This window comes from Paramesorhizobium endophyticum, assembly GCF_014640615.1.
GTDB classification, from domain to species: domain Bacteria; phylum Pseudomonadota; class Alphaproteobacteria; order Rhizobiales; family Rhizobiaceae; genus Paramesorhizobium; species Paramesorhizobium endophyticum.
The window spans coordinates 1-20,677 of record NZ_BMHH01000037.1; the positions used below are offsets into that span (position 1 = coordinate 1).

The window sequence follows — 20,677 nt, forward strand, 5'->3', positions numbered from 1 at the left end:
CGCTGCGTCATCCCTTCGGAAACAGCCAGGCGGACCCTCAAATAAAGTTCCACGGTGTAGATCCCCGGTCCCTCCTGCGCTCATTGCAGAAAGGAAATAGGTGGCCGGTTTTTACTCCGCCCGCGGCTGGATTATTCCGCCGCTACCGTGGCCCACTTTTGCACCGCCGCTCTCATGTCTAAAGCAAAGGCGGAATCCAGGCCGTCCGTGAGCAAGAAAGCAGCCCGGACGGCTGAAGCTTCGACAGTTGCGGTTCGAAGCCGTCGAAAGCTCCATTCCCCACAGGAACGCACCCAAATTCTAAGCGATATCGAACAGTCAGTCGGTCGCGGGGATAGCATCAAGAGCGCGGCCAAAGAGGCTGGCATATCGGAACAGACGTATTATCAATGGAAGAAGACTGCGGCTCCTGTTGCAGCCCCTGTAGCAGCGCTTGTTTCAGAGAACAACGATCTGAAGGACCTGCTGGCGCTTGAAGAAGAAAACAAACGCCTGAAGAGCCTGCTTGCGGAACGCCTGCGCAAGGAGAATGCCGAACTGAGGAAAAAGCTGGGGCTGGAGTAAGAGCAAAACCGGCAATCGCGAATATAAACGGATGATGCTTTCTGAACGTCTCGCCCTCTGCCTGACAAGAAGCGTCGCGAGCCGACTTGAAGTCGACACCCGCGACACTCTAAGGCGCAGACAGCTCTTGTTGGACGAGAGAAACCCAATACGCGGCGCCGAGCGTGATGATCTCATCGTTGAAGTCATAGTGCGGCGTGTGCACGAAATGAAACGACCCGTCGTCGTTCCTCCCATTGCCGATCATGATCATTGCGCCCGGCCTTGCCTCCAGCATGAAGGAAAAGTCTTCTGCCCCGGTTTGCCTGACGCTGTCGTCATCGATCTTGTCGCGTCCGACGATGTCAGACGCGGCGCGGACGGCCTTCGCCGTCGCTTCGGCGTCGTTGATGAGCGGCGGGTAGCGCCTGACGTAAACCGGCTCGGCCCGACAGCCGTGAGTGGCTGCCAGCCCTTCAGAGACCTCCGCAAGACGGCGCTCGATCGTATCGCGCACAGCCGGCGAATAGCTGCGTGCCGTGCCTTTCACGACAACCGTATCGGGAATGATGTTAGGCGCACCCTCGGCGCCGGCAGCGATATGACCGACGCTGATCACCGAAGGTTCCAGCGCCGAAATATTGCGCCCGACGATCGCTTGGGCGGCAAGGATGAACTGTGCCGCCGGAATCGTCGGATCCGTTGCGAGATGCGGCGCTGCACCGCCATGCCCGCCGGTGCCGATGAAGGTGACCTGCCAGGTATCGCTGGCCGCGAGAAACGGACCGGGGCGCAAGCCGAATTCTCCGACAGGCCGTCCTGGCTCGTTATGCATGCCATAGACGGCATCGGCCGGAAAACGGTCGAACAGCCCTTCCTCGACCATCAGGCGGCCGCCGCCAAGTCCCTCTTCGGCCGGCTGGAAAATAAAGTGCACCATGCCGGCAAAATCCCGATTTTCGGAGAGATAGCGCGCGGCGCCGAGCAACATCGTCGTGTGGCCGTCATGACCACAGGCATGCATCTTCCCGGTGACGGTGGACGCGTAAGGAAGGCCGGTCTTTTCGATGAGCGGCAGCGCGTCCATGTCGGCGCGCAACGCGATCGACCGGTTGCCGGACCGATTGCCGCGCAGCGTACCGACGACGCCGGTCCTGCCGATGCCCTCGGTGACTTCTATACCCCACTCCTTTAGCTTCGAGGCAACCAGAGTCGCCGTTCGATGTTCTTCGAAGCCCAACTCGGGATGAGCGTGGATCTGGCGCCGGATTGCGATCAGGTCGTTTTCGAACGCTTTCATAGCGTTGAGGATATCGGAGCTAGAGATCATTCGAGCGATCCTTGTGCAGATGGCGGACGTAGGCGATAGAGGGCGATGATGGTAATGACGTTCGTCGCAACCAGATACCAGGCGAGCGCCATTGGGTCCCCGGTTACGTCGTTCAGCCAGGTGACGATCAGCTGGGCCGTGCCGCCGAAAATCGTTACGCCGAGTGCATAGGTGATGGAGAGTCCAGAAGACCGGACGGCCCGCGGAAAGCATTCCGGCAGCGCGAGGATGCCCACTGCGCCACTGATTGCCTGGAAGAATGCGAGAATGGCGATCATTAAGAACAGCAGGCCCGCATCATGGGACGTGGTGATTACATAAAAGCCCGGAATCGTCAGGAGGACGAAGATTATTCGCGGCAGCACCATCACCATGCGGCGCCCATAACGATCCGAAAGCCAGCCTCCCAGAAGAGCGGCGCAAAACACGACGAACCCGCTTGTCGCGCCGGCCAGCATGGCGGTGCTGGCCGGAAGCTTCAGCGTGTGCATCGCGTAGGTCGTCATGTATTTGCCGACGATATAGTTCGAGATCGTCCCACCCATGATCGACAGGACCCCGATGAAGATCAGGCCTCCATGGCGCTGGAAGAGTTCCTTCAGCACTGCGCCGGAGCTTTCATGCCGTTCGGTCTCGTTGACGGTCTCATGCATGTGGCGGCGTATGTAAAAGCCGAGCGGACCAATCAGCATTCCGAACAGGAAAGGCACGCGCCAGCCCCAGGCATTCATCGCTTCGGCAGAAAGCAGTTCGGCAAGACCGAAGCCCATCAGACAGGCTACCAGCGTTGCGAGGCCCTGGCTTGCATATTGCCAACTGCCGAAAAGGCCACGGCGACCGTCCGGAGCCGCCTCCACCAGATATGTGGTCGCCGCACCGAGTTCGCCGCCGGCCGAGAACCCCTGCAACAGGCGGGCAAGCACGACGACCGCTGGCGCAAACAGGCCGATCTGCTCGTAGGATGGAGTAAGGCCGAGTATGCCGGTGCCGACCGCCATCAGCAGCATGGTCAGCGTCAATGCAGCCTTGCGCCCCTTGCGGTCCGCATAAGCACCAATAAGGATGCCACCCAGCGGTCGCATCAGGAAGCCGACGGCAAATGTCGCCAGCGATAGGAGCAACTGCCCTGATGCGGAGCCTACCGGAAAGAAGACACGGCCGATCATCACGGCAAACAGCGCGTAAACCGTGAAATCGAAGAACTCAAGAAAGTTACCTGCTACCGCAGCAACAAGCGCACGCCTGGAAACTTTCTTTTCGGTTGCGCCATCCGCTGGGACGGCAGGCAAGGCAGCAGAATCCACCATTTTAACCCCTCAGTTAGATTATTATTATTTCCTTCTCATAATTCGGCTTTTCAAACCGCCAAAGTGAATTTATCGCTTGCATCCATAACCTGGAGGTTGGGGTTTGGCACTTCATTGGCAATGGAACAACCAAATTAAGCTACGCCATCTGCGCACGGTGCTTGCTGTCATCGACTGCGGCGGTATCACAGCTGCGTCATCTTACCTGCATGTCTCACAGGCTGCGATTTCGAAGACCATAGCCGAGGTCGAGGATGTCATCGGTCTGAAGGTGTTTCAGCGGCGGGGTCGCATATTGGTGCCAACCGCTGCCGGCGAACGCTTCATCAATACCGCGCGAAAAATTTCCGCCGAGATCAACAATTTGAGCGAGGAACTGGACATTCTCTTCCATGGCGGCGCCGGCATCCTGCGCGTCGGGCTTCAGGCCGTCACCGCGCAGGAACTCTTCCTGCGCTCCACTGCAAATCTGGCCAAGCGCCATCCCAATACGCGGATACAGATCCGACACGGTCTTTTGCTTGATCTTTTACGAGATCTTATGGCGGGTAAGATCGACCTTATCTTCGGCCGGCTCGTTCCGTCCATGATGACACCGGCAATGCATTCTCTTCCTCTTGTGCGCACGGACGCTTCGACCGTTATTGCGTCGCTCGGGCACCCTCTCTTGCAGCTGGCAAGACCGCAATGGCCCGACCTTCTGGCGCATCCTTGGTGTCTGCCATTGCCGGAGACGCCATTGCGGGAACATTTCGATGCGATCGTCGCCCAACAACTGATCGGCCGTATCAACTGCGTCTTCGAAACGAGTTCGCTCGATACTATCCTCATGCTGACTTCCGAAATGCCGATACTGGCGCTCGTCCCCATTTCGGCGGCTCGCCGCTGGAAGAAAGAAGGCCTGGCCGAGATTCTCGATTTCACGTTTCAGCCGCAAGTGGAACCGATTGGCCTTATTTGGACGCGGGAAACAGAATCGGAGCCGCTTCTGCGGCTGCTCCAGTCGAACCTGATCGATGAGGCACGAATTTCTCCGCTGAGATGGTCGGATATGTAGCAGGCGATGACTATGCACAGTAGCAATCATCGAGCCTGCAATCGGCCAGCGCCTGACTGGTTATTGACGCAGCGACGCGCAACGATGTCCTGCACGCCCCGCACCGTCTACAGGAGCGCGGGAGCGACATCGGCCCTGGCGGCGCCCTGTGCGCCTGGGTATCCGCCTCTCACGGCCAGGAACATCGCCGTCAATCCGGGCGCAAATTTTCGATCCTGCCCAGCCATCACATCCGCGTCGCAACCGCACCCCTCGAGCGGTCATATGACCAAGTTGCCGATGCGTTGTTGCTGGCGAGTGCCGAACCCATTACATTATGACAATTGGGTAGCAGTCTTTTCGTGACCGTCTAGTCTGACGCGAGACCGCCATGGATTGACCGCATCAAATGCCCATCATCGCTCTGGAATATTCGCCTCTCCGAGATCCCAATAAAGGCCTGCCATAATTGCCAATCCTTCACGGGCGATATCGACGGGCAAATGCTCATCCGGCGCGTGTTGCGAGCAACCGGGATAGGAATGCGGCACCCAGATCGTACGCATGCCGAGAATATCGGAGAAAGTGTCATTGGGAAGCGAGCCGCCCAGATTTGGCAGAAGTGCCGGCTTCTTGCCCGTTGTTCGAGCAATCGAGGCGATGGACCACCTGACCCATGGATCTTCCGGGTCAAGTCGTGTCGCATGGAAAATCTCTTCCCGCGAAGGAGCGACCTGTACCATCGATAGCCCCTGCCGGTCGAGGTGGCGGCGGACCGTCGGAAGCACCTGATGCGGATCGACGCCAACGACGAAACGAAGCTGCAATCGCGCCCAGGCGCGTGGCGGAATTGCGTTCACCGGTGTTTTCGGATTGCCGGTTTCGTAGGCGAGGACTTCCAGAGAACACCAGCCGAAAACGCGCTCCGCTGTGGTAAGACCGGGTTCTCCCCACCATGCGTCGGTCTTTGGACCATCCGGGCCGCCGTCGATCTCACAGTCGGCAAGCGCGTCACGCACCGATTGCGGTATTTCCGGAGGCACCAGTTCAGGCACACGGATTTGCCCGGTCGACCCGACAAGGCTGGCAATGGCGTGAGCAAGCTGGATACCCGGATTGGACAGTGCCCCGCCCCAATTGCCGGAATGATGCCCACCTTCGCGCGCATCGACCCAAAGGTCGAAGGTGACGCCACCACGCGAGCCCAGAAACACGGTCGGACGCTCGGCATTCAGCCGCGGCCCGTCCGAGGCGATGAGAAGATCGGCGCCCAGCTGATTTTTGTACTTCGCACAGATTTCGCGCAGACCGGGCGAGCCCCGCTCCTCCCCCATCTCGATCAGATATTTCGCATTGAAGCCGAGCCTGCCACGTGTCTCAAGTACGGCCTTCAGCCCACCGATGTTGATTGAATGCTGGCCCTTGTTGTCGGCGGTTCCGCGACCATACCATCTGCCATCGATCTCGGTCATGGTCCACGGCGACAAATTCGGTTGCCAGTCATCGTCAAGGCCCCGGATGACATCGCCATGGCCATAACCGAGAACCGTCGGAAGGGCTTCATGCTCGATGCGCTCAGCCAGCAGAAACGGCAGATCGACGCCATCATAGCGGACAATCTCGGTCGAGAAGCCGAGTTCCGCCAGTGCCGGCTTCATCTCGTCGTCGAGATAGGCCTGCAGCACATCGGCGCGATCCGGGTTCTGGCTTTCAGTCGGCATGGCGACACGGCGCGCCAGGTCTTCCCGGAAAATGCCCGTATCGAAATAGCTGGTTGCACGGGCGATGGCGGCTTCACGGCTCATGAGGAAGCATTTCCTTGTGCTTTGACATTGAATGACGGGTCGACGAGATGACAGGCCACGCGGCCCTTTCCCGTATCGAGGAGTTGCGGAGCGACGCTCCTGCATACATCGAAAGCCGACGGACATCTTGGATGGAACGCGCAACCAGGCGGCGGGTTGAGCGGATCGGGGAAGGCAAGGCCGAGACCCGTTTCCGGAATTCCGAGCCCTGGCTCCGGCGTCAGGATCGAAGCCAGCAAAGCATGCGTATAGGGATGCTGCGGATTGGCGAAAAGTGCTTGTGTGTCTGCAAGCTCGACGACGCGCCCCAGATACATGACCGCCACCCTCGTGGCGATATGCTCGACGACGCCGAGATTGTGGCTGATGAAGACATAGGTAAGGCCCAGTTCCTTGCGCAGGTCGAGCAGGAGATTGAGGATTTGCGATTGAACAGAAACATCGAGTGCCGATGTCGGTTCATCGCAGACGATGACGTCGGGCTTCATGACGAGTGCGCGGGCGATGGCAACACGCTGGCGCTGGCCGCCTGAAAGCTCGCCGGGATATCGATCCGCGAAACGCGTAGGCAATCCGACAAGATCCATGATCTCCAGCGCTTGTCCGCGGCGGTCGGCGGGGGAGCCGATCTTGTGCACCTCGAGTGGAAACGCGACGATCGACACGATGGTGCGGCGCGGGTTGAGCGATGAATAGGGATCCTGGAAGACCGGCTGCACCTGGCGCGCCAGATCTCGACGCTTCAACGTGTAGAGCTCCTCGCCGCCGAACCGGATGGTGCCGGTGGTCGGTGGCAGCAGACCGAGCAGTATTCTCGCCAATGTCGACTTGCCGCAACCGGACTCGCCAACGATGCCCAGAACTTCGCCTTTCTCCAGCGCCAGATCGATACCATTGACGGCATGCAACGTGCGTTTCCTGCGGAATATTCCCGCGTTGACATTGAACGAGCGCGTGACGCCTTCGGTCTGAATGAGAGTGGTCATGCGTCCTCCAGAATGCAGCGCCAAGAATGATCCGCGACCCGTCTGGCAGGCGCGGCCACGCTGCATCGCACCTCGGCATGGGAGCAACGGTCACGGAATGTGCAGCCCTTGATCTCGCCCACCAACGACGGCACGACGCCGGGAATGATGCCAAGCTTCTCGCCCGGCCTGGTCTTGCCGGGCAGCGGAATGCAGTCAATCAGGCCACGTGTGTAGGGATGGCGCGGATCGCTGAAGATATCGGCGGCACATCCCTGTTCGATGATCTCGCCCGCATACATCACCGCCACCTGGTCGGCGATGCGCGCCACGACACCCAGATCATGGGTGATGAGGACGAGGGCGATGCCGAGTTCCTCGCGCAATTCTGCCAGCAATCGCAGGATTTGCGCCTGGATGGTGACATCCAGCGCCGTGGTCGGCTCATCGGCGATCACCAGCTCAGGCCCGCACATCAGCGCCATCGCGATCATGATGCGCTGCCGCAGGCCGCCGGATAATTGGTGCGGGTATTGACCAAGCCGATCGCCGGCCGCCGCGATGCCGACCTTTCCAAGGAGGAAAACCGCCCGTTCCCGCGCTTCGGCGGCGCTGGCGTGCTTGTGACGGCGATAGCCTTCCATAAGCTGGTCGCCGATCGTGTAGGCAGGGTTCAGCGCCGTCATAGGCTCCTGAAAAATCATCGCCATGCGGTTACCGCGCAGCGCGTTGAGCTGGCCCGTCGTTTTTCGAGTCAGATTTTCGCCGGCGAAGAGCAATTGCTGCGCGCTCCGCTTTGCCGCCCTGGGAAGGAGATCCATGATGGCGAGCGACGTCATCGACTTGCCGCAACCGGACTCGCCGACGATGCAAAGCGTTTCGCCGCGTTTGACGGAGAACGAAATATTGCGAACGGCGTGAAGCGTTCCCGCGCCGGTCTTGATATCGACCGACAAACCTTCGACTTGAAGCAAGGTGCTGCTCATGTTCAGCGTCCTTCCGGCGCGAAGATATCGCGCAAGCCATCACCGGCCAGATTGATGGCCAGGACAAGGAGGGCCAGCATGGCGCCGGGGATGGCAATCAGCCAGAAGGAGAAGAACATGTAGTTTTTGGCTTCCGAGATCATCAGTCCCCAGGATGGCAAAGGCGGCTGCACCCCGAGACCGAGAAAAGAGAGAGACGCTTCCAGGAGAATGGCGCTTGCGGCCTCAAGGGTTGCCACGACGATGAGCTGCGGCAGCACATTGGGCAGGATTTCGCCGAGTATGATCCGTGGCGTGGACGCGCCGACGGCTTGAGCCGCAGCGACATAATCGAGCGCCCTTGCCTGCTGGGTTGCGCTGCGCATGACCACGGCGAAGCGATCCCATTTAAGGAAGCCGAGAACGAGAACGATCACCGGCAGGGAACCACCGACCATGGCGACGACCGCAAGGGCAACCAGCATGACGGGCATCGCCAGCCGGGTTGTCACAAGAAACGTCACCGCAAGATCGGCCTTGCCGCCGAAATAACCCGCCAGCAGGCCGAGTGTCGTGCCTATGATACCGGAAATGATCATCACGGAGAGGCCGATAAGCAGCGATATGCGCGCGCCGTAGAGCAGGCGCGAAAAGTAGTCGCGGCCCAGATTGTCGGTGCCAAGGATATGCTCCAGCGACCCCTTGGCATACCAGAATGGCGGCACCGTGCGATGCGCCAGATCCTGCGCATAGGGATCGTGCGTTGCCAGCAGCGGCGCAAGAAGTGCAATGAGCATGATCACAAGCAGGAGCCCGCCACCCAGAACAAAACTCTTCTGGCCGAATATGCGCTTGCGAAATCGAGCGCCCGCCGTTGGTTCCATGATCATGTCGAGGGATAATGAGGCGTCAGTCATGTCACGATACCCTCAGACGCGGATTGAGCCAGGCATTGGCGACATCGCCCAACAGCGTCAGCAGCACGTAAAGTACCGACAGAAGCATGACGACGGCCTGAATGACGGGAAAATCCTTGTGCGTGATGCTTTGGTAAGCAAGGAAGCCCAGCCCATCGAGAGCGAAGATGGTCTCGATGACCACCGAGCCGCCGAGGAGATAGCCGAGTTGCACGGCGGATAGCGCCACGACCGGCATGACGGCGTTGCGCAACGCATGCTTGAAAATCACGATGCGGGCGGGAAGCCCCTTGGCGCGCGCCGTGCGGATATAATCCGATGAAAGCACTTCGATCATGCCGGCGCGGATGAGACGCATGAAGGCGGGGGTGACGTAATAGCCAAGCGCGATCATCGGCATGACGTAATGCGCCCAGGTCGCGCTGCCGGAGACCGGAAGCCAGCGCAGCGCGATCGAAAACAGCATCACCAGGATCAGGGCAAAGAAAAAATTCGGCAGCGCCTGCCCGACCACGGCAACCGACAGGGCAAGACGATCGATCCAGGTATTGGAAAACACTGCAGCGAGAACGCCCAGCGGTATGGAGATAGCAAGCGCGAATCCAAGCGACATGACGCCAAGCAGGAGCGTCACCGGCAGCTTGGCCCAGACGAGCGACAAGACGTCGGTCTTGAAGAAAATCGACTGGCCGAAATCGCCGCGAAGCGTCTGCACGAGCCAGGCGGCATATTGGACGATCAACGGCCGGTCGAGACCGTGCAGCCGACGCGCCGCCTCGATATCGATATCGCGTGCCCCCTCCCCGGCGATTGCAATCGCGACGTCGCCGGACATGCGCAACAGGAAGAAGGCGATTGCCGAAACAGCGAGTGCCACAAGAAGTGCGAGGCCGAGCCGCTTGAGAATGAAAATCGTCATGCTCTGTTCCCTTTCAAGATGTCCGGGCGTTTCCCGTCTCGGATGACGGGAAACGGATGCAGTCAGGCGAACCTATTTCCAGGTCATTTCCCAAAAGCGCGGCATCTCGTCCGGATAGGCTTTGAAATTCAGATCGGCGGTCGCAACGTAGTAAACCGGTAGGGAATAAAGCGGTACGGCATAGGCGCGCTCGGCGATGAGCTTCAACGCATCACGGTAGGCCGCCTTGCGACCATCCGGGGAAATGGTCTTGTCGCCCTTCTTGAGGAAATCACGGACTTCCGGATCGCGCGTGATGTCGTCTTTTTCGAACCCGAAATAGACTGGTGTCGATGCGGATACATCATTGACCGAGAACGAGCCCCAGGTCTGATGCGTCAGCATCACCTTGTTGGAGCGGATCAGGTCACGCATCGCGGCATATTGCAAAAACTGCAGATTGGCGTTGATGCCGACCGCCTTGAGATAGCCGATGATCGCCTCTGTTTGATTGCGCTCGCGATAGGCGACCAGATCGAGATCGAGGCCGTTTGCAAAACCTGCTTCGGCGAGCAGCGCCTTGGCCTTTTCCGGATCGTATTCGTATGCCGGCGCGCCTTCGTCGGTACAGCCGAACTGCGCGGGAAAGCAGATCGTGGTAAGAACGCGGGAGCCTGCGCCGACGATTTCCTTGACCAGGGTTTCGCGGTCAATTGCATGGATGATTGCCTTGCGAACACGTTCATCCTTGAGCGCTTCCGATGGGGTTCCATCCTGCGAATTCATCTGCATGAAGGCGATGCGCATGGTTTCGCCGGATACCACCTGCAGGCTCGGCATCGTCTCGAGCTGCTCGGCCTGATCCTTCGGAACATGCATGATGAAGTCGACGCCATCCGACAGGACTTCCGCCATCTGCGTCTGCCGATCCGGGATGAAGCGGATTACGATCTTTTCGATCGGCCCCTGCTTCTTCGGAGAATCAGCGAAATAGTCCGGATTCTTTTCCAGTGTGATGGATTTGCCGACATCATATTCCGTCACGCGGAACGGTCCGGTGCCGACCGGTTTGGTGTTCATGCCCGACGGACCGACCTGCTTGTAATATTCGTTGGGGTGGATGACGACGGGTCCGGAGAGATACTCGATGGCGGCAGGAAACACTTCCCTGGAAGTCAGGCGAAACTTGTATTTGTCGATCTTCTCTGCCTTCTCGATCCAGGAGACATTCTGCTGCGTCGTCACAGCACTCTCCGGATCGGCGACAAAGTTCAGCGTGTAGACGGCATCGTCGGCATCGAATTCCTCGCCATTGTGAAACTTGATCCCCTGCCGCAACTCGAACTCGATCGTGCGGTCGTCCACCTGCCGCCATGATTTGGCAAGCTGGCCCTTGTATTCGCCGGTGTCCGGATCGCGGTAGACCAATGTGTCCCAGACATGCTGGCCGACAATCACGCCGATACGGACATTGTTGAAGTACGGATCAACGCTTTCCGGCGCCTGGTCATAGGCGAAGCGGATATCGTTATCGACCTTGCCGGCAAGCGCCGCAGTGGTGCCGAACATTGCAAGCGCAACGCATCCGACAGCTGTGGTGATCCCGAGTGTGAATTTTCTCATTGCAGTAGTTCCCCTTTGTTGGTGCGAAAAAGGCCGCCCAAGCTGCACATTTTTGTGCTTTTTTATCTGCCGCTGATTATTGAGGCAGGTATTGCCATGCTACAATATCAATGTTTAGAATGATCCATTGCCAAACAAGCAACGCAATATCGCGAGGCATGCTGCCACCATGCTACCCAACGCCCCGATGCTGCCCAACACATTGAAATATTTCTTGGAGGTGGCGCGCACCGGATCGATCAATGGCGCGTCGCAACGACTGAATGTGGCGGGCTCGGCTATCAGCCGGCAGATCGCGACGCTGGAAATGCAATTCGAAACATCACTGTTCGAGCGCAAGCCCAGAGGCATGGTCCTGACATCGGCCGGCGAGAAACTAGCCGATTATATCCGCGGCGCGCTTCTGGATGCGGAAGATGTAACATCTGAAATCAGAGGTGAGGCGGAAAAGCCGAGAGGGACGATACGCATCGCCATCAGCGAGGGTCTCGCCAACAGCTTCATGTCGGAAATGGTGTTCCTCTATCGCCAGAAATTTCCGGAAATACGCTTCGATGTCCATGTGGTCCCCCCACCCAACATCCCGGTGATGGTACGCGAAGGCGAGGTCGATATCGGCATCGCCTTCGCGATCGCTGCGGTGATCCCGGTTCATGTGGTGCGCCGCGTTCGTGTGGCAACTATGGCACTGATGGATCCATCGCATCCCCTCGCCGCGCATGACCGGCTGGCGATGAGCGACCTTGCGCCCTATCCAATTGCGCTTTCGTCACCCGATACAACGCTGCGCAAAGTCATTGATCTGCGTTGCGCCGCCGAGGGCGTTTCGCTCCGCGTCGCCATGGTTTCCAGTCACAGTGCCGGGCTGATGCATTTCGCGCGGCTGGGCGGCGGCATCGCATTCGCCTCGCCCATTTCGGCACGGACGTGGATTAGCGACGGCCTGCTTGTCGCCCGCCCTTTTAGGGAAGACAACGCCTTCGACAGGAGCCTGGAAATCCAGACCATGGCCGCCCGCAGGCTGCCGCGCCTCATCCACGACTTTTCCCATTTCCTCGCTGATCAGATTGGCGAGCGGACAGAAATTTGAAACCTGAGACGAAAGACACGATCCATCATGCAGCAACAGAATGCAGCGATTTCCTCCTGGCTCGCGGCGCAACAGAACGCCATGATCCAACTCCTTTCGGAACTGGTGAACATCGACTCCGGCTCCTATGACAAGGCGGGTGTCGACGCTGTCGGGGCCCAGCTGGAAAGCTTCCTCATCGACCACGGCATCAGCGTGACGACGACGCCGAATGTGCATTTTGGTAACATCCTGCGCGCGGCCAACGGAAATCCCGGTAGCGACAGCGACCGGCACGCCATCCTCCTGATGGGGCACCGCGACACTGTCTTTCCCAAGGGCGAAGCCGCACGGCGACCGTTCCATATCAGCGGCGATCGTGCCTATGGGCCAGGTGTCGCGGATATGAAGGCGGGCCTGGTCATGAATGCTTTCATCATGGCGGCATTCAGCCGTTTTGCACCGCAGGTGCCGCTGGTTGCACTGATGACCGGCGACGAGGAAATCGGATCCGGCACCTCACATGCCTTTATCGAGAAGGAGGCAAAGCAGGCGATTGCGGTTTTCAATTCAGAACCAGGACGCATTTCCGGTAATGTCGTTACCGGTCGCAAGGGAGGCTTCACCTATCGCTTCGAGATAACGGGCATTGCAGCGCACTCCGGCGTCAATTTTACCGAGGGCGCCAGCGCCATTGGCGAGCTTGCCCATAAAATCACGGCACTGCACGGGCTGACATGCGTCGAGAACGGTATCACGCTCAATGTCGGACTGGTCAAAGGCGGCCAATCCGTCAACACCATAGCACCTGACGCACACGGTGAAGTCGATGTCCGCTTCGTCACCAATGAACAACGCGACGATCTGATCCGAAGCGTCGAAATGATCCTGAGCAGCACGACCACTCCCGGCACCAGCATCAAGGCCGAACGCAAAAGCGGTTTCCTGCCGCTTGTTCCGACCACCGAAAGCGAAGCATTGACGGAAAAATATCTTTCATCGGCGAATGAGATGGGGCTGCGCATATCAGGAGAATTTACAGGCGGATGTGCCGATTCCGGGTTTGCCGCAAGCGTCGGCGCGCCGACGATATGCGGTGTTGGCCCTGTCGGCGGCAAAGCACATACCGCAGAGGAATATATCGAGGTGGCCTCACTTTCCGAACGTGCCCGCATTGTTGCGGCAACAATCTTCAAATTAGGCTGACTGCTTCAAGCTGTAGTTGCGCCCATATGTGTCCTCAAAGAAGGCATCGCCCTCAACCATCGCGATGCTAATCTGATTGCATAATGCGAATGGGTATGGGGGCATGCAACGGATGACCAGGATCAGCTGACATAAAGATCGGCGTATGCTTCGCGAAGTATGTTTTTTTGAACCTTGCCCATCATATTGCGCGGCAAGTCGTCTACGAAGATCACACGCTTTGGCTGTTTGTAGCGGGCCAAGCGGTCTTTCAGCGCGTCGAGCACGGCGCGCTCGTCAATCGTCGCACCCGGCTTCTTGACCACCACGGCCGTCACGCCTTCTCCGAAATCCGGATGCGGCACCCCGATGACGGCCGTTTCGATTACACCCTGCATCTGGTCGATCTCCGTTTCGACCTCCTTGGGATAAATGTTGTATCCGCCGGAAATCACGAGATCTTTCCCGCGTCCGACAATATGGACGTAACCCCGCTCATCGATCTTGCCGAGATCGCCCGTGATGAAGAAGCCATCGGCGCGGAATTCCGCCTGGGTTTTCTCGGGCATGCGCCAATATCCCTTGAATACATTCGGACCCTTCACCTCGATCATGCCGGTCTCGCCGGCGGGAAGTGGTTCACCGCTCTCTGGCTCAGCGACGCGAAGCGAGATTCCCGGCAATGGAAAGCCGACCGTTCCGGCAATACGTTCCCCGTCATACGGATTGGACGTATTCATGTTGGTTTCAGTCATCCCGTAGCGCTCGAGAATAGCATGCCCGGTCATCTGCTCGAACGTCCTGTGGGTCTCGGCGAGTAGCGGAGCCGATCCTGAAACGAACAAACGCATCCCGGCAGCGACAGCGCGCGTCAGGCCGGAATGCTGGATCAGGCGGACATAGAAGGTTGGGACACCCATCATTGCAGTTGCCTGGGGCATCAGGCGCAAAACGTCGTCTGCATCGAACTTTGGCAGGAAAATCATCGATGCGCCTGCCAGAAGAATGACGTTTGACGCGACGAAGAGGCCGTGCGTGTGGAAGATCGGGAGCGCGTGGATCAACCTGTCATCGGCGGTGAAGCGCCAATAATCGCGAAGCGTGGACGCATTCGACAGGAGATTATCATGCGTCAGCATGGCACCTTTGGAGCGTCCGGTCGTGCCTGACGTGTAGAGGATGGCTGCAAGATCATCGGGCTGCCGATGCGCGTCGAGGAAATCCGGCGCCTCATCCCTGGCAAGGTCGACCAGCGAGCCACTCCCTTTTTCATCGAGCGTTTCGACATGGGCCCCATGGGTGGCGGCAAGCTTCGCGATCCCCTCCTTCGCAGTCGGGGCGCAGACGACGACCCGTGGCTCGGCATCACCGATGAAATAGTCGAGTTCGGCAAGCGTATAAGCCGTGTTGAGGGGAAGATAGACCGCTCCCACACGAAGGCAGGCGAGATACAGCATCAGCGCCTCAGGGCTCTTCTCCACCTGCACGGCCACGCGATCACCCGGCCGCACGCCAAGAGCATCGAGCGCAGATGCGATGCGACCCGAATATTCCAGCATGTCGCGGTATGTCCAGGAGCGGCCATCGGCCGTCAGGATGAAGATGGAGCCGGGGCGTGCGGCCTGGCGAATGGCATCGAACAGATGGTTGCTCATGAAGTGGACTCCTTACTGCCTTTCCGCTTTTTGTGAACCGCCTGATTGCAGACCCGGGGGGAGGATGCCCGAAATCGGCGCCAGGCTGCGAAGACTCGTGTCGTCCGGAGGAACCAGCCGCCGGATGGCGGGTGCGGCGACAACCTGGCCGTGGCTTGCAAACGTTTCGTGGTTCGTCTCGATGTCGTCGAGCTTGTAGAGATAGTTGACCATCAGTCCGTGGGCCTGACGCAGGGCGCGCTCAGAGCTGTCCGCGAGGAAATTGATACGCTCAAGCCGCGCGCCGTTACCCAGATGAAAACGGGCAACGGGGTCCACCACCTTGCCACTGCGATTGCGGGCCTTGAGAAAATACCAGGCGGCAGCGGCCGTCATAGTCGGCTGGAGGCTTGGCATCGGTTCCGGCTGATCGGCCCAACCCGGTTCATCGAGCACCGCAAGCTTGCTGCGATCGGCGGAGGACAAGGCATCGGATGCTTCAGCGCGACGTTCGCGCGACAACCATTCGGCAAAGCCTGGCACCGGTGATAATGTCACAAACGTCTCGAGACGGGGGAGCTCACGGCGCAGATCCTCCACCACTTGCTTGATCAGGAAGTTGCCGAAGGAAATACCCCTGAGACCCTCCTGACAATTCGAAATGGAATAGAAGACCGCCGTCGTCGCATCTGCGGCACGGATGGGCGCTCGATCCTCCTTCAGCAGGTCAGCGATGTTCGAGGGCATCTCCCGCGTCAGCGCCACTTCGACGAAGATCAGCGGGTCATCGACGAGTTGGGGATGGAAGAAGGCGAAGCAGCGCCGATCTTCCGGCGCAAGGCGCCGGCGTAACTCGTCCCAACCACTGATATGGTGTACGGCCTCATAGCGAATGATCTTTTCCAGAATGTCGGCCGGCGTCGACCAGCTTATCGGCCGCAGCACCAGGAAGCCGCGATTGAACCACGATCCGAACAGATGGGCAAAATCCGCATCGACCGCTTCCAGATCGGAATTCTCGGCCTTGAGCTTGAGCAGGACTTCCCGCATCCGCACGAGCGTGGCGATGCCATTGGGGGCGAGATTGAGCCTGCGGATCAACTCCTGCCGGCGCGGCTCCGCCGCCACGCTCAACTCGAGCAGCGCCTTCGGATTCGGATCGGCACGATAGGCGTCGATCGCCCGCTCCAGACGCTCAATGTTCGGCCCGAAGCGCGAGAACAGCACAACCATGAACTCACGCCGCTTCTCCGGATCGAAGCCCTGCCAACGATCCAGAATGTTCTTGGCAAGCGCCATGCCTGACGCTTCGCCCTGGCTCGACAACAGGGTTTCGCAGAGCGCTTGCATGGTGCCAATCGTATCGACTTCGCCATCGCGGGTGGGGCCGAGTGATAAAAATCGTCGGCCGCGATCGGTGATGCTCTGCAACATGTCGCTGAAAAATGAGTTCGTTCTCATTGGATCGTTCCCAGCATCTGGTTTGGCAGCCACGTCGCAATATCCGGGAAGATGCAAAGGATGAGAATCGCCAGGAACATGACCAGCACATATGGCAGGGAGCCCCAGAGGATGTCCTTCGTCGGAATCTGCGGCGCGATGGCATTGATCACGAAGAGGTTGAGCCCGATCGGAGGCGTGATCAGGCCGACCTCCATGTTGATCGTCAGCACAATCGCGAACCAGTACGGGTCGAATCCGGCCTGGGTAATGATCGGGAAGAGCATCGGCGCTGTCATCACGATGACGGCGACGGGCGGCAGGAACATGCCGCAGATCAACAAAAAGACGTTGATTACCAACATCAACATCCAACGGTTCACCTCCATGTCCGCAATGGCCGTGGCTATGGTTTGCGTGATGAAGAGCGAGGAAAGCGCAAAGGCAAAAAGCTCGGCGGCAGCCATGATCATCATGATCATGACGCTTTCCTTCATAGCCGACCCGAAGATGTTGGCGATTGGCCGGAAACGGAACAGACGGTAGGCAATGATTACCACAAGCAGTGTCAATAGCGCACCCGCACCGGCCGCCTCCGACGGCGTGGCAATCCCGCCATATAGCACATACAGCGTTCCGGCGATAATCAGCAGGAACGGCAAGATGCGCGGAAGGCCTGCCAGCCGTTCCTTCATCGAATAGCGAACCAGGCGCGCGTCGAATTCGTAACCCTTCCGTTTGCAATCGATGATCGCCCAGGCCATGAACATGGCCGTCAGCATGATGCCGGGGATGATCCCGGCCATGAACAGCCGCCCAATGGAGGTCTCGGTTGCAATTCCGTAGACGATCAGGGTCACAGATGGAGGGATGAGAATACCCAGCGTGCCGCCGGCAGCGATGGAGCCGCTTGCAACCGAGATGGGATAGCCACGCCGCATCATTTCCGGGATACCCATCTTGCCAATCGCCGCGCATGTCGCGGGCGAAGAGCCCGTCATTCCGGAAAAAATGGCGCAAGCGCCGATATTGGACAGGATGAGGCCGCCCGGGATGCGGTTGAGCCAACGATCGAGCGAGGTGTATAGATCAGACCCCGCCGGAGACGAGGCGACCGCTGCGCCCATGAGGACGAACATCGGGATGGACACGTAGGCCAGATTGGCGATGCCGGAGAACATCGTATCGCCAAGCACGTAGAAAATGGCGGCGCCGCTTTGCATATACAGTGCCGCGAAGGCAGCAAGGCCCAGCGCGAAAGCAATTGGCATGCCTGTCGCCAGCAAAGTCAACAGGCAGGCAACAATCATCAATCCGGAAACGGTGGGGCTCATTGGATGATCTCCCGGGGGCGAGAATCGGCGCCAAATGACGAACCCGGTTCAACCCCGCCATGGCTGATCGTTGCCGTCACTGCCGGCACGGTCAAGAGCGTCAGGATCTGCGCGACATACTGCAGACACAGCATGGCAAAGCTGACGGGAAGGGCGGCAAGCGGCACCCAAAGCGGTGGCCCCCAGACGCTGGAGTGTTTCCAGTTTCCTGCCCATGCATCATGGAACTGAATCCATGTTGCGGCCAGCATGATGATGCAGAACAGCAGACCGAGTACGCTCCCAACCACGCGCAGAACGGAGCGTGTACGGGCGCCGACCATCATTTCAACTGCGTCGACGCCGATATGGCCACCCTTGAGCAATACGTAAGGCGCGCCAAGAAACATGGCTGCCGTCGCGGAAAAAACGACAAAATCAGTTTGCCAGATCGTCGGGCTGCGAAACACATAGCGCGTCATGACCATCTGGCAGACGACGAGCATCGCCGTGATGATCAGCAGGGTCGCAACGATCGCGAGGCCCCGTGAAACATTGCCGACAGCCTGTACATAGGCCTTGAGCATGCGACTATCCTCAATTTCAGGAGAGCGGGACGGCGCGCCGGAGCGCGCCGGCTTATCGGGGGCGCCTTACTCCACGGCCAAGGCCTTCTCGATCAGCTTGTCGCCGCCGGGCACCTTTGCTGCGAAATTCTTGTATGACGAATTTTTGGCAACTTCGAGCCACGCGTCGTAGTCCGGCTTCGACATCTCGACGACTTCCACGCCTGCCTTTTTATAGGTGTCGATCATGGCCTGATCGCCCTTGCGGACCTCTGCGTTGAAGTAGGCTTCCGCTTTCTCGCCCGCTGCGAGAATTGCTTTTTGCTGCTCTGCTGTCAGGCCATCGAAGACACGCTTGGAAACCAGCACCGGTTCATACATGAACCAGAGGGCATTTTCGCCCGGCGCGGTGAGACACTTGGCCTGTTCGAAGAGACGATAGGAAACAAAGCTCGCCGACGAGGTGTTGGCTGCATCCAGAACGCCGGTCTGCATGCCCGTGTAGATTTCTGAAGAGGGCATGGATGAAATCGATGCGCCGGCTCCCACCAGCATCTCCTCGAAGGCCGGCCCGGCCGCACGGATTACCTGTCCCTTGATCGTATCGGGCGAGGTTATGCAGTCTTTCTTGGAAGCGAAGGCACCGGAAAGCCAGGCATCGGCGATCACGATGGCACCGGCATCGTTGATGACCTTCTTGATGTCCTGCATGAACTCAGAATCGTTTAGACGCATGGCGCGATCGAAATTCCCGACAAGTCCGGGCATCAGCGTCGCGGAGAATTCCGGGTGCCGGCCCGAAGCATAGTCCAGGGGAAGCGACGTCATGTCGAGCAGGCCTCGCGTGACCGCGTTCCATTGGTCGTTTGGCTTGTAGAGCGAAGAACCCGGAAAGACCTGGATTTCAAGACTGACATTGGCGGCGCTGACCTCGCGGGCAATCAACTGGACCATCTCGTCGCGAATGTCGCCCTTGCCGCCTGGAAACTGGTGCGAAGCCTTCAGGACCGTTTGGGCTGCTGCTGTCGATATAATCAAACTGCCAATAGCCGCCGCCATAGCGGAAGCCATCAGTTTCCGTCGAAAACTGCTCATTTTTTCCTCCCTGATATTTCCGGCCCTCCCGCCGGTCTGGTATGATATTGGTGCCTTCTTGCGCACCATGTCAAGATTTTTGTATACAAGAAACATTGCGATGCATACTGGGAGATGGATGGGAAGGAATGACGGAGAATATTTTCTATAAGCTGCGCGACGACATCGAAAACGGCATCGTGACGGGCGAATTCGAACCGGGTGAACGCCTGGACGAAATGCAACTCGCGACGCGCTTCGGCGTATCACGTACACCGATCCGTGAAGCCTTGATGCAGTTGAGTGCAATCGGGCTCGTGGAGATCAGGCCACGGCGCGGCGCCGTCGTCGTGGATCCGGCGCCGCAACGTGTCTTCGAGATGTTCGAGGTGATGGCTGAACTGGAAGGCATTGCCGGCGCTCTGGCCGCTCGCCGGCATACGGAGGAAGACCAAACCACGCTCCTGTGTGCCCATGACAAGTGCAAGGAGGCGGTCGCTGCCGAAGAGACTGACCGCTATTATTACGAGAACGAGATTTTCCACCGTGCCATCTACGCGGCGAGCCATAGCGGCTTCCTGGAGGAGCAATGCACGGCTCTGCATCGCCGCCTTCGCCCCTACCGTCGCCTCCAACTCAGAGTCCGAAACCGCATGAAGACTTCATTCGGGGAGCATGGGGAAATTGTCGAGGCCATCCTTTCCGGCGATGCGCACGGTGCGCGGGAGCGTCTGCGCAGCCATGTAGCCGTCCAGGGCGACCGCTTCGGCGATCTTGTTGCAAACCTCTCGAACCGCGAACGGCGCAACGGCCGGCTTGGATCGGCCCCATCATCCGCTAACTGATGCTATCGCCAGTCAGTAACTCGGAAGGAACCTCTAAAACCGAACTGGGGTTTGCCTGAGGCCTTTGGTTTGGGTCACGCCGCTATGGCTGGCTCTTTGGACTTGCTTCGGAAAAGTGGAGAGGCATTTTCAGATTATGCGGCCAGTCTCTCGAACTGTGCG

17 protein-coding genes and 1 pseudogene are annotated in these 20,677 nt (G+C 58.8%); 5 read left to right on the plus strand and 13 right to left on the minus strand.

All coding sequences use genetic code 11. The features are described 5' to 3' along the window. Nucleotides 1-207: 207 nt before the first annotated feature. Entirely contained in the window at nucleotides 208-564 is a 357-nt protein-coding gene (locus IEX53_RS22340) for a transposase (protein ID WP_188826386.1), read from the plus strand. 109 nt (nucleotides 565-673) lie between these two features. On the opposite strand, the gene IEX53_RS22345 is transcribed toward IEX53_RS22340, so the two are convergent. Together IEX53_RS22345 and IEX53_RS22350 are read right to left on the minus strand one after the other, a co-directional pair. Continuing rightward, nucleotides 674-1,873, minus strand: a complete 1,200-nt coding sequence (locus tag IEX53_RS22345; protein ID WP_188826387.1) for a M20 aminoacylase family protein — start codon at nucleotides 1,871-1,873, stop codon at nucleotides 674-676. After that, nucleotides 1,870-3,180 carry an MFS transporter gene (locus IEX53_RS22350; protein ID WP_188826388.1) on the minus strand — a complete coding sequence of 437 codons (1,311 nt, stop codon included), beginning with the start codon at nucleotides 3,178-3,180 and terminating at the stop codon, nucleotides 1,870-1,872. Before IEX53_RS22350 ends, IEX53_RS22345 begins: the two co-directional genes overlap by 4 nt. A gap of 103 nt (nucleotides 3,181-3,283) precedes the next feature. Here IEX53_RS22350 and IEX53_RS22355 point away from each other — a divergent pair, with 103 nt between their 5' ends. Continuing rightward, nucleotides 3,284-4,237, plus strand: a complete 954-nt coding sequence (locus IEX53_RS22355; RefSeq protein ID WP_188826389.1) for a LysR family transcriptional regulator — start codon at nucleotides 3,284-3,286, stop codon at nucleotides 4,235-4,237. A gap of 395 nt (nucleotides 4,238-4,632) precedes the next feature. Here IEX53_RS22355 and IEX53_RS22360 read toward each other — a convergent pair whose 3' ends face one another. The 6 genes from IEX53_RS22360 to IEX53_RS22385 all read right to left on the minus strand — a co-directional run bounded on the left by IEX53_RS22360 (nucleotide 4,633) and on the right by IEX53_RS22385 (nucleotide 11,389). Next, nucleotides 4,633-6,021 (minus strand): M20 family metallopeptidase, encoded by a 1,389-nt coding sequence (locus IEX53_RS22360; RefSeq protein WP_188826390.1) that lies wholly within the window; start codon nucleotides 6,019-6,021, stop codon nucleotides 4,633-4,635. Further along, nucleotides 6,018-7,007, minus strand: a complete 990-nt coding sequence (locus IEX53_RS22365) for an ABC transporter ATP-binding protein (protein ID WP_188826391.1) — start codon at nucleotides 7,005-7,007, stop codon at nucleotides 6,018-6,020. The genes IEX53_RS22360 and IEX53_RS22365 overlap by 4 nt, the downstream gene beginning before the upstream one ends. Then, the gene (locus tag IEX53_RS22370) at nucleotides 7,004-7,972 is read right to left on the minus strand and encodes an ABC transporter ATP-binding protein (RefSeq protein WP_188826392.1); all 969 of its coding nucleotides are present in this window, start codon (nucleotides 7,970-7,972) and stop codon (nucleotides 7,004-7,006) included. Before IEX53_RS22370 ends, IEX53_RS22365 begins: the two co-directional genes overlap by 4 nt. A 2-nt stretch (nucleotides 7,973-7,974) precedes the next feature. After that, entirely contained in the window at nucleotides 7,975-8,868 is an 894-nt protein-coding gene (locus IEX53_RS22375; protein ID WP_188826393.1) for an ABC transporter permease, read from the minus strand. Nucleotide 8,869: 1 nt separating this feature from the next. Then, complete coding sequence (locus IEX53_RS22380) at nucleotides 8,870-9,787, minus strand: ABC transporter permease (protein WP_188826394.1); 918 nt, start codon at nucleotides 9,785-9,787, stop codon at nucleotides 8,870-8,872. A 72-nt stretch (nucleotides 9,788-9,859) separates the two neighbouring features. Further along, nucleotides 9,860-11,389, minus strand: coding sequence for an ABC transporter substrate-binding protein (locus tag IEX53_RS22385; RefSeq protein WP_188826395.1), 1,530 nt, complete (start codon nucleotides 11,387-11,389; stop codon nucleotides 9,860-9,862). A gap of 169 nt (nucleotides 11,390-11,558) precedes the next feature. Here IEX53_RS22385 and IEX53_RS22390 point away from each other — a divergent pair, with 169 nt between their 5' ends. Beyond that, nucleotides 11,559-12,479 (plus strand): LysR family transcriptional regulator, encoded by a 921-nt coding sequence (locus IEX53_RS22390; RefSeq protein ID WP_188826396.1) that lies wholly within the window; start codon nucleotides 11,559-11,561, stop codon nucleotides 12,477-12,479. 27 nt (nucleotides 12,480-12,506) lie between these two features. Continuing rightward, complete coding sequence (locus tag IEX53_RS22395; protein WP_188826397.1) at nucleotides 12,507-13,664, plus strand: M20 family metallopeptidase; 1,158 nt, start codon at nucleotides 12,507-12,509, stop codon at nucleotides 13,662-13,664. 122 nt (nucleotides 13,665-13,786) lie between these two features. On the opposite strand, the gene IEX53_RS22400 is transcribed toward IEX53_RS22395, so the two are convergent. The 5 genes and pseudogenes from IEX53_RS22400 to IEX53_RS22420 form a co-directional block, all read right to left on the minus strand. Next, nucleotides 13,787-15,298 (minus strand): malonate--CoA ligase, encoded by a 1,512-nt coding sequence (locus IEX53_RS22400; protein WP_188826398.1) that lies wholly within the window; start codon nucleotides 15,296-15,298, stop codon nucleotides 13,787-13,789. Then, nucleotides 15,295-16,738 (minus strand): annotated as a pseudogene (locus IEX53_RS22405) (malonyl-CoA decarboxylase). Before IEX53_RS22405 ends, IEX53_RS22400 begins: the two are co-directional and overlap by 4 nt. Further along, complete coding sequence (locus tag IEX53_RS22410) at nucleotides 16,735-18,051, minus strand: TRAP transporter large permease (protein WP_188826400.1); 1,317 nt, start codon at nucleotides 18,049-18,051, stop codon at nucleotides 16,735-16,737. The pseudogene IEX53_RS22405 and the gene IEX53_RS22410 overlap by 4 nt, the downstream one beginning before the upstream one ends. Next, complete coding sequence (locus tag IEX53_RS22415) at nucleotides 18,048-18,617, minus strand: TRAP transporter small permease subunit (RefSeq protein ID WP_188826401.1); 570 nt, start codon at nucleotides 18,615-18,617, stop codon at nucleotides 18,048-18,050. The genes IEX53_RS22410 and IEX53_RS22415 overlap by 4 nt, the downstream gene beginning before the upstream one ends. Before the next feature lie 66 nt (nucleotides 18,618-18,683). Further along, the gene (locus IEX53_RS22420) at nucleotides 18,684-19,691 is read right to left on the minus strand and encodes a TRAP transporter substrate-binding protein (protein WP_188826403.1); all 1,008 of its coding nucleotides are present in this window, start codon (nucleotides 19,689-19,691) and stop codon (nucleotides 18,684-18,686) included. A 128-nt stretch (nucleotides 19,692-19,819) separates the two neighbouring features. Between IEX53_RS22420 and IEX53_RS22425 the strand changes: the two genes are divergently transcribed. Continuing rightward, the gene (locus IEX53_RS22425; RefSeq protein ID WP_188826402.1) at nucleotides 19,820-20,515 is read left to right on the plus strand and encodes a GntR family transcriptional regulator; all 696 of its coding nucleotides are present in this window, start codon (nucleotides 19,820-19,822) and stop codon (nucleotides 20,513-20,515) included. The last annotated feature ends 162 nt before the right edge of the window (nucleotides 20,516-20,677 follow it).

Coding starts and splice junctions, on each gene's coding strand:
- IEX53_RS22345 (WP_188826387.1), bottom strand. CDS start 1,873: ATGATCTCTAGCTCCGATATCCTCAACGCTATGAAAGCGTTCGAAAAC.
- IEX53_RS22350 (WP_188826388.1), bottom strand. CDS start 3,180: ATGGTGGATTCTGCTGCCTTGCCTGCCGTCCCAGCGGATGGCGCAACC.
- IEX53_RS22360 (WP_188826390.1), bottom strand. CDS start 6,021: ATGAGCCGTGAAGCCGCCATCGCCCGTGCAACCAGCTATTTCGATACG.
- IEX53_RS22365 (WP_188826391.1), bottom strand. CDS start 7,007: ATGACCACTCTCATTCAGACCGAAGGCGTCACGCGCTCGTTCAATGTC.
- IEX53_RS22370 (WP_188826392.1), bottom strand. CDS start 7,972: ATGAGCAGCACCTTGCTTCAAGTCGAAGGTTTGTCGGTCGATATCAAG.
- IEX53_RS22375 (WP_188826393.1), bottom strand. CDS start 8,868: ATGACTGACGCCTCATTATCCCTCGACATGATCATGGAACCAACGGCG.
- IEX53_RS22380 (WP_188826394.1), bottom strand. CDS start 9,787: ATGACGATTTTCATTCTCAAGCGGCTCGGCCTCGCACTTCTTGTGGCA.
- IEX53_RS22385 (WP_188826395.1), bottom strand. CDS start 11,389: ATGAGAAAATTCACACTCGGGATCACCACAGCTGTCGGATGCGTTGCG.
- IEX53_RS22390 (WP_188826396.1), top strand. CDS start 11,559: ATGCTACCCAACGCCCCGATGCTGCCCAACACATTGAAATATTTCTTG.
- IEX53_RS22395 (WP_188826397.1), top strand. CDS start 12,507: ATGCAGCAACAGAATGCAGCGATTTCCTCCTGGCTCGCGGCGCAACAG.
- IEX53_RS22400 (WP_188826398.1), bottom strand. CDS start 15,298: ATGAGCAACCATCTGTTCGATGCCATTCGCCAGGCCGCACGCCCCGGC.
- IEX53_RS22410 (WP_188826400.1), bottom strand. CDS start 18,051: ATGAGCCCCACCGTTTCCGGATTGATGATTGTTGCCTGCCTGTTGACT.
- IEX53_RS22415 (WP_188826401.1), bottom strand. CDS start 18,617: ATGCTCAAGGCCTATGTACAGGCTGTCGGCAATGTTTCACGGGGCCTC.
- IEX53_RS22420 (WP_188826403.1), bottom strand. CDS start 19,691: ATGAGCAGTTTTCGACGGAAACTGATGGCTTCCGCTATGGCGGCGGCT.
- IEX53_RS22425 (WP_188826402.1), top strand. CDS start 19,820: ATGACGGAGAATATTTTCTATAAGCTGCGCGACGACATCGAAAACGGC.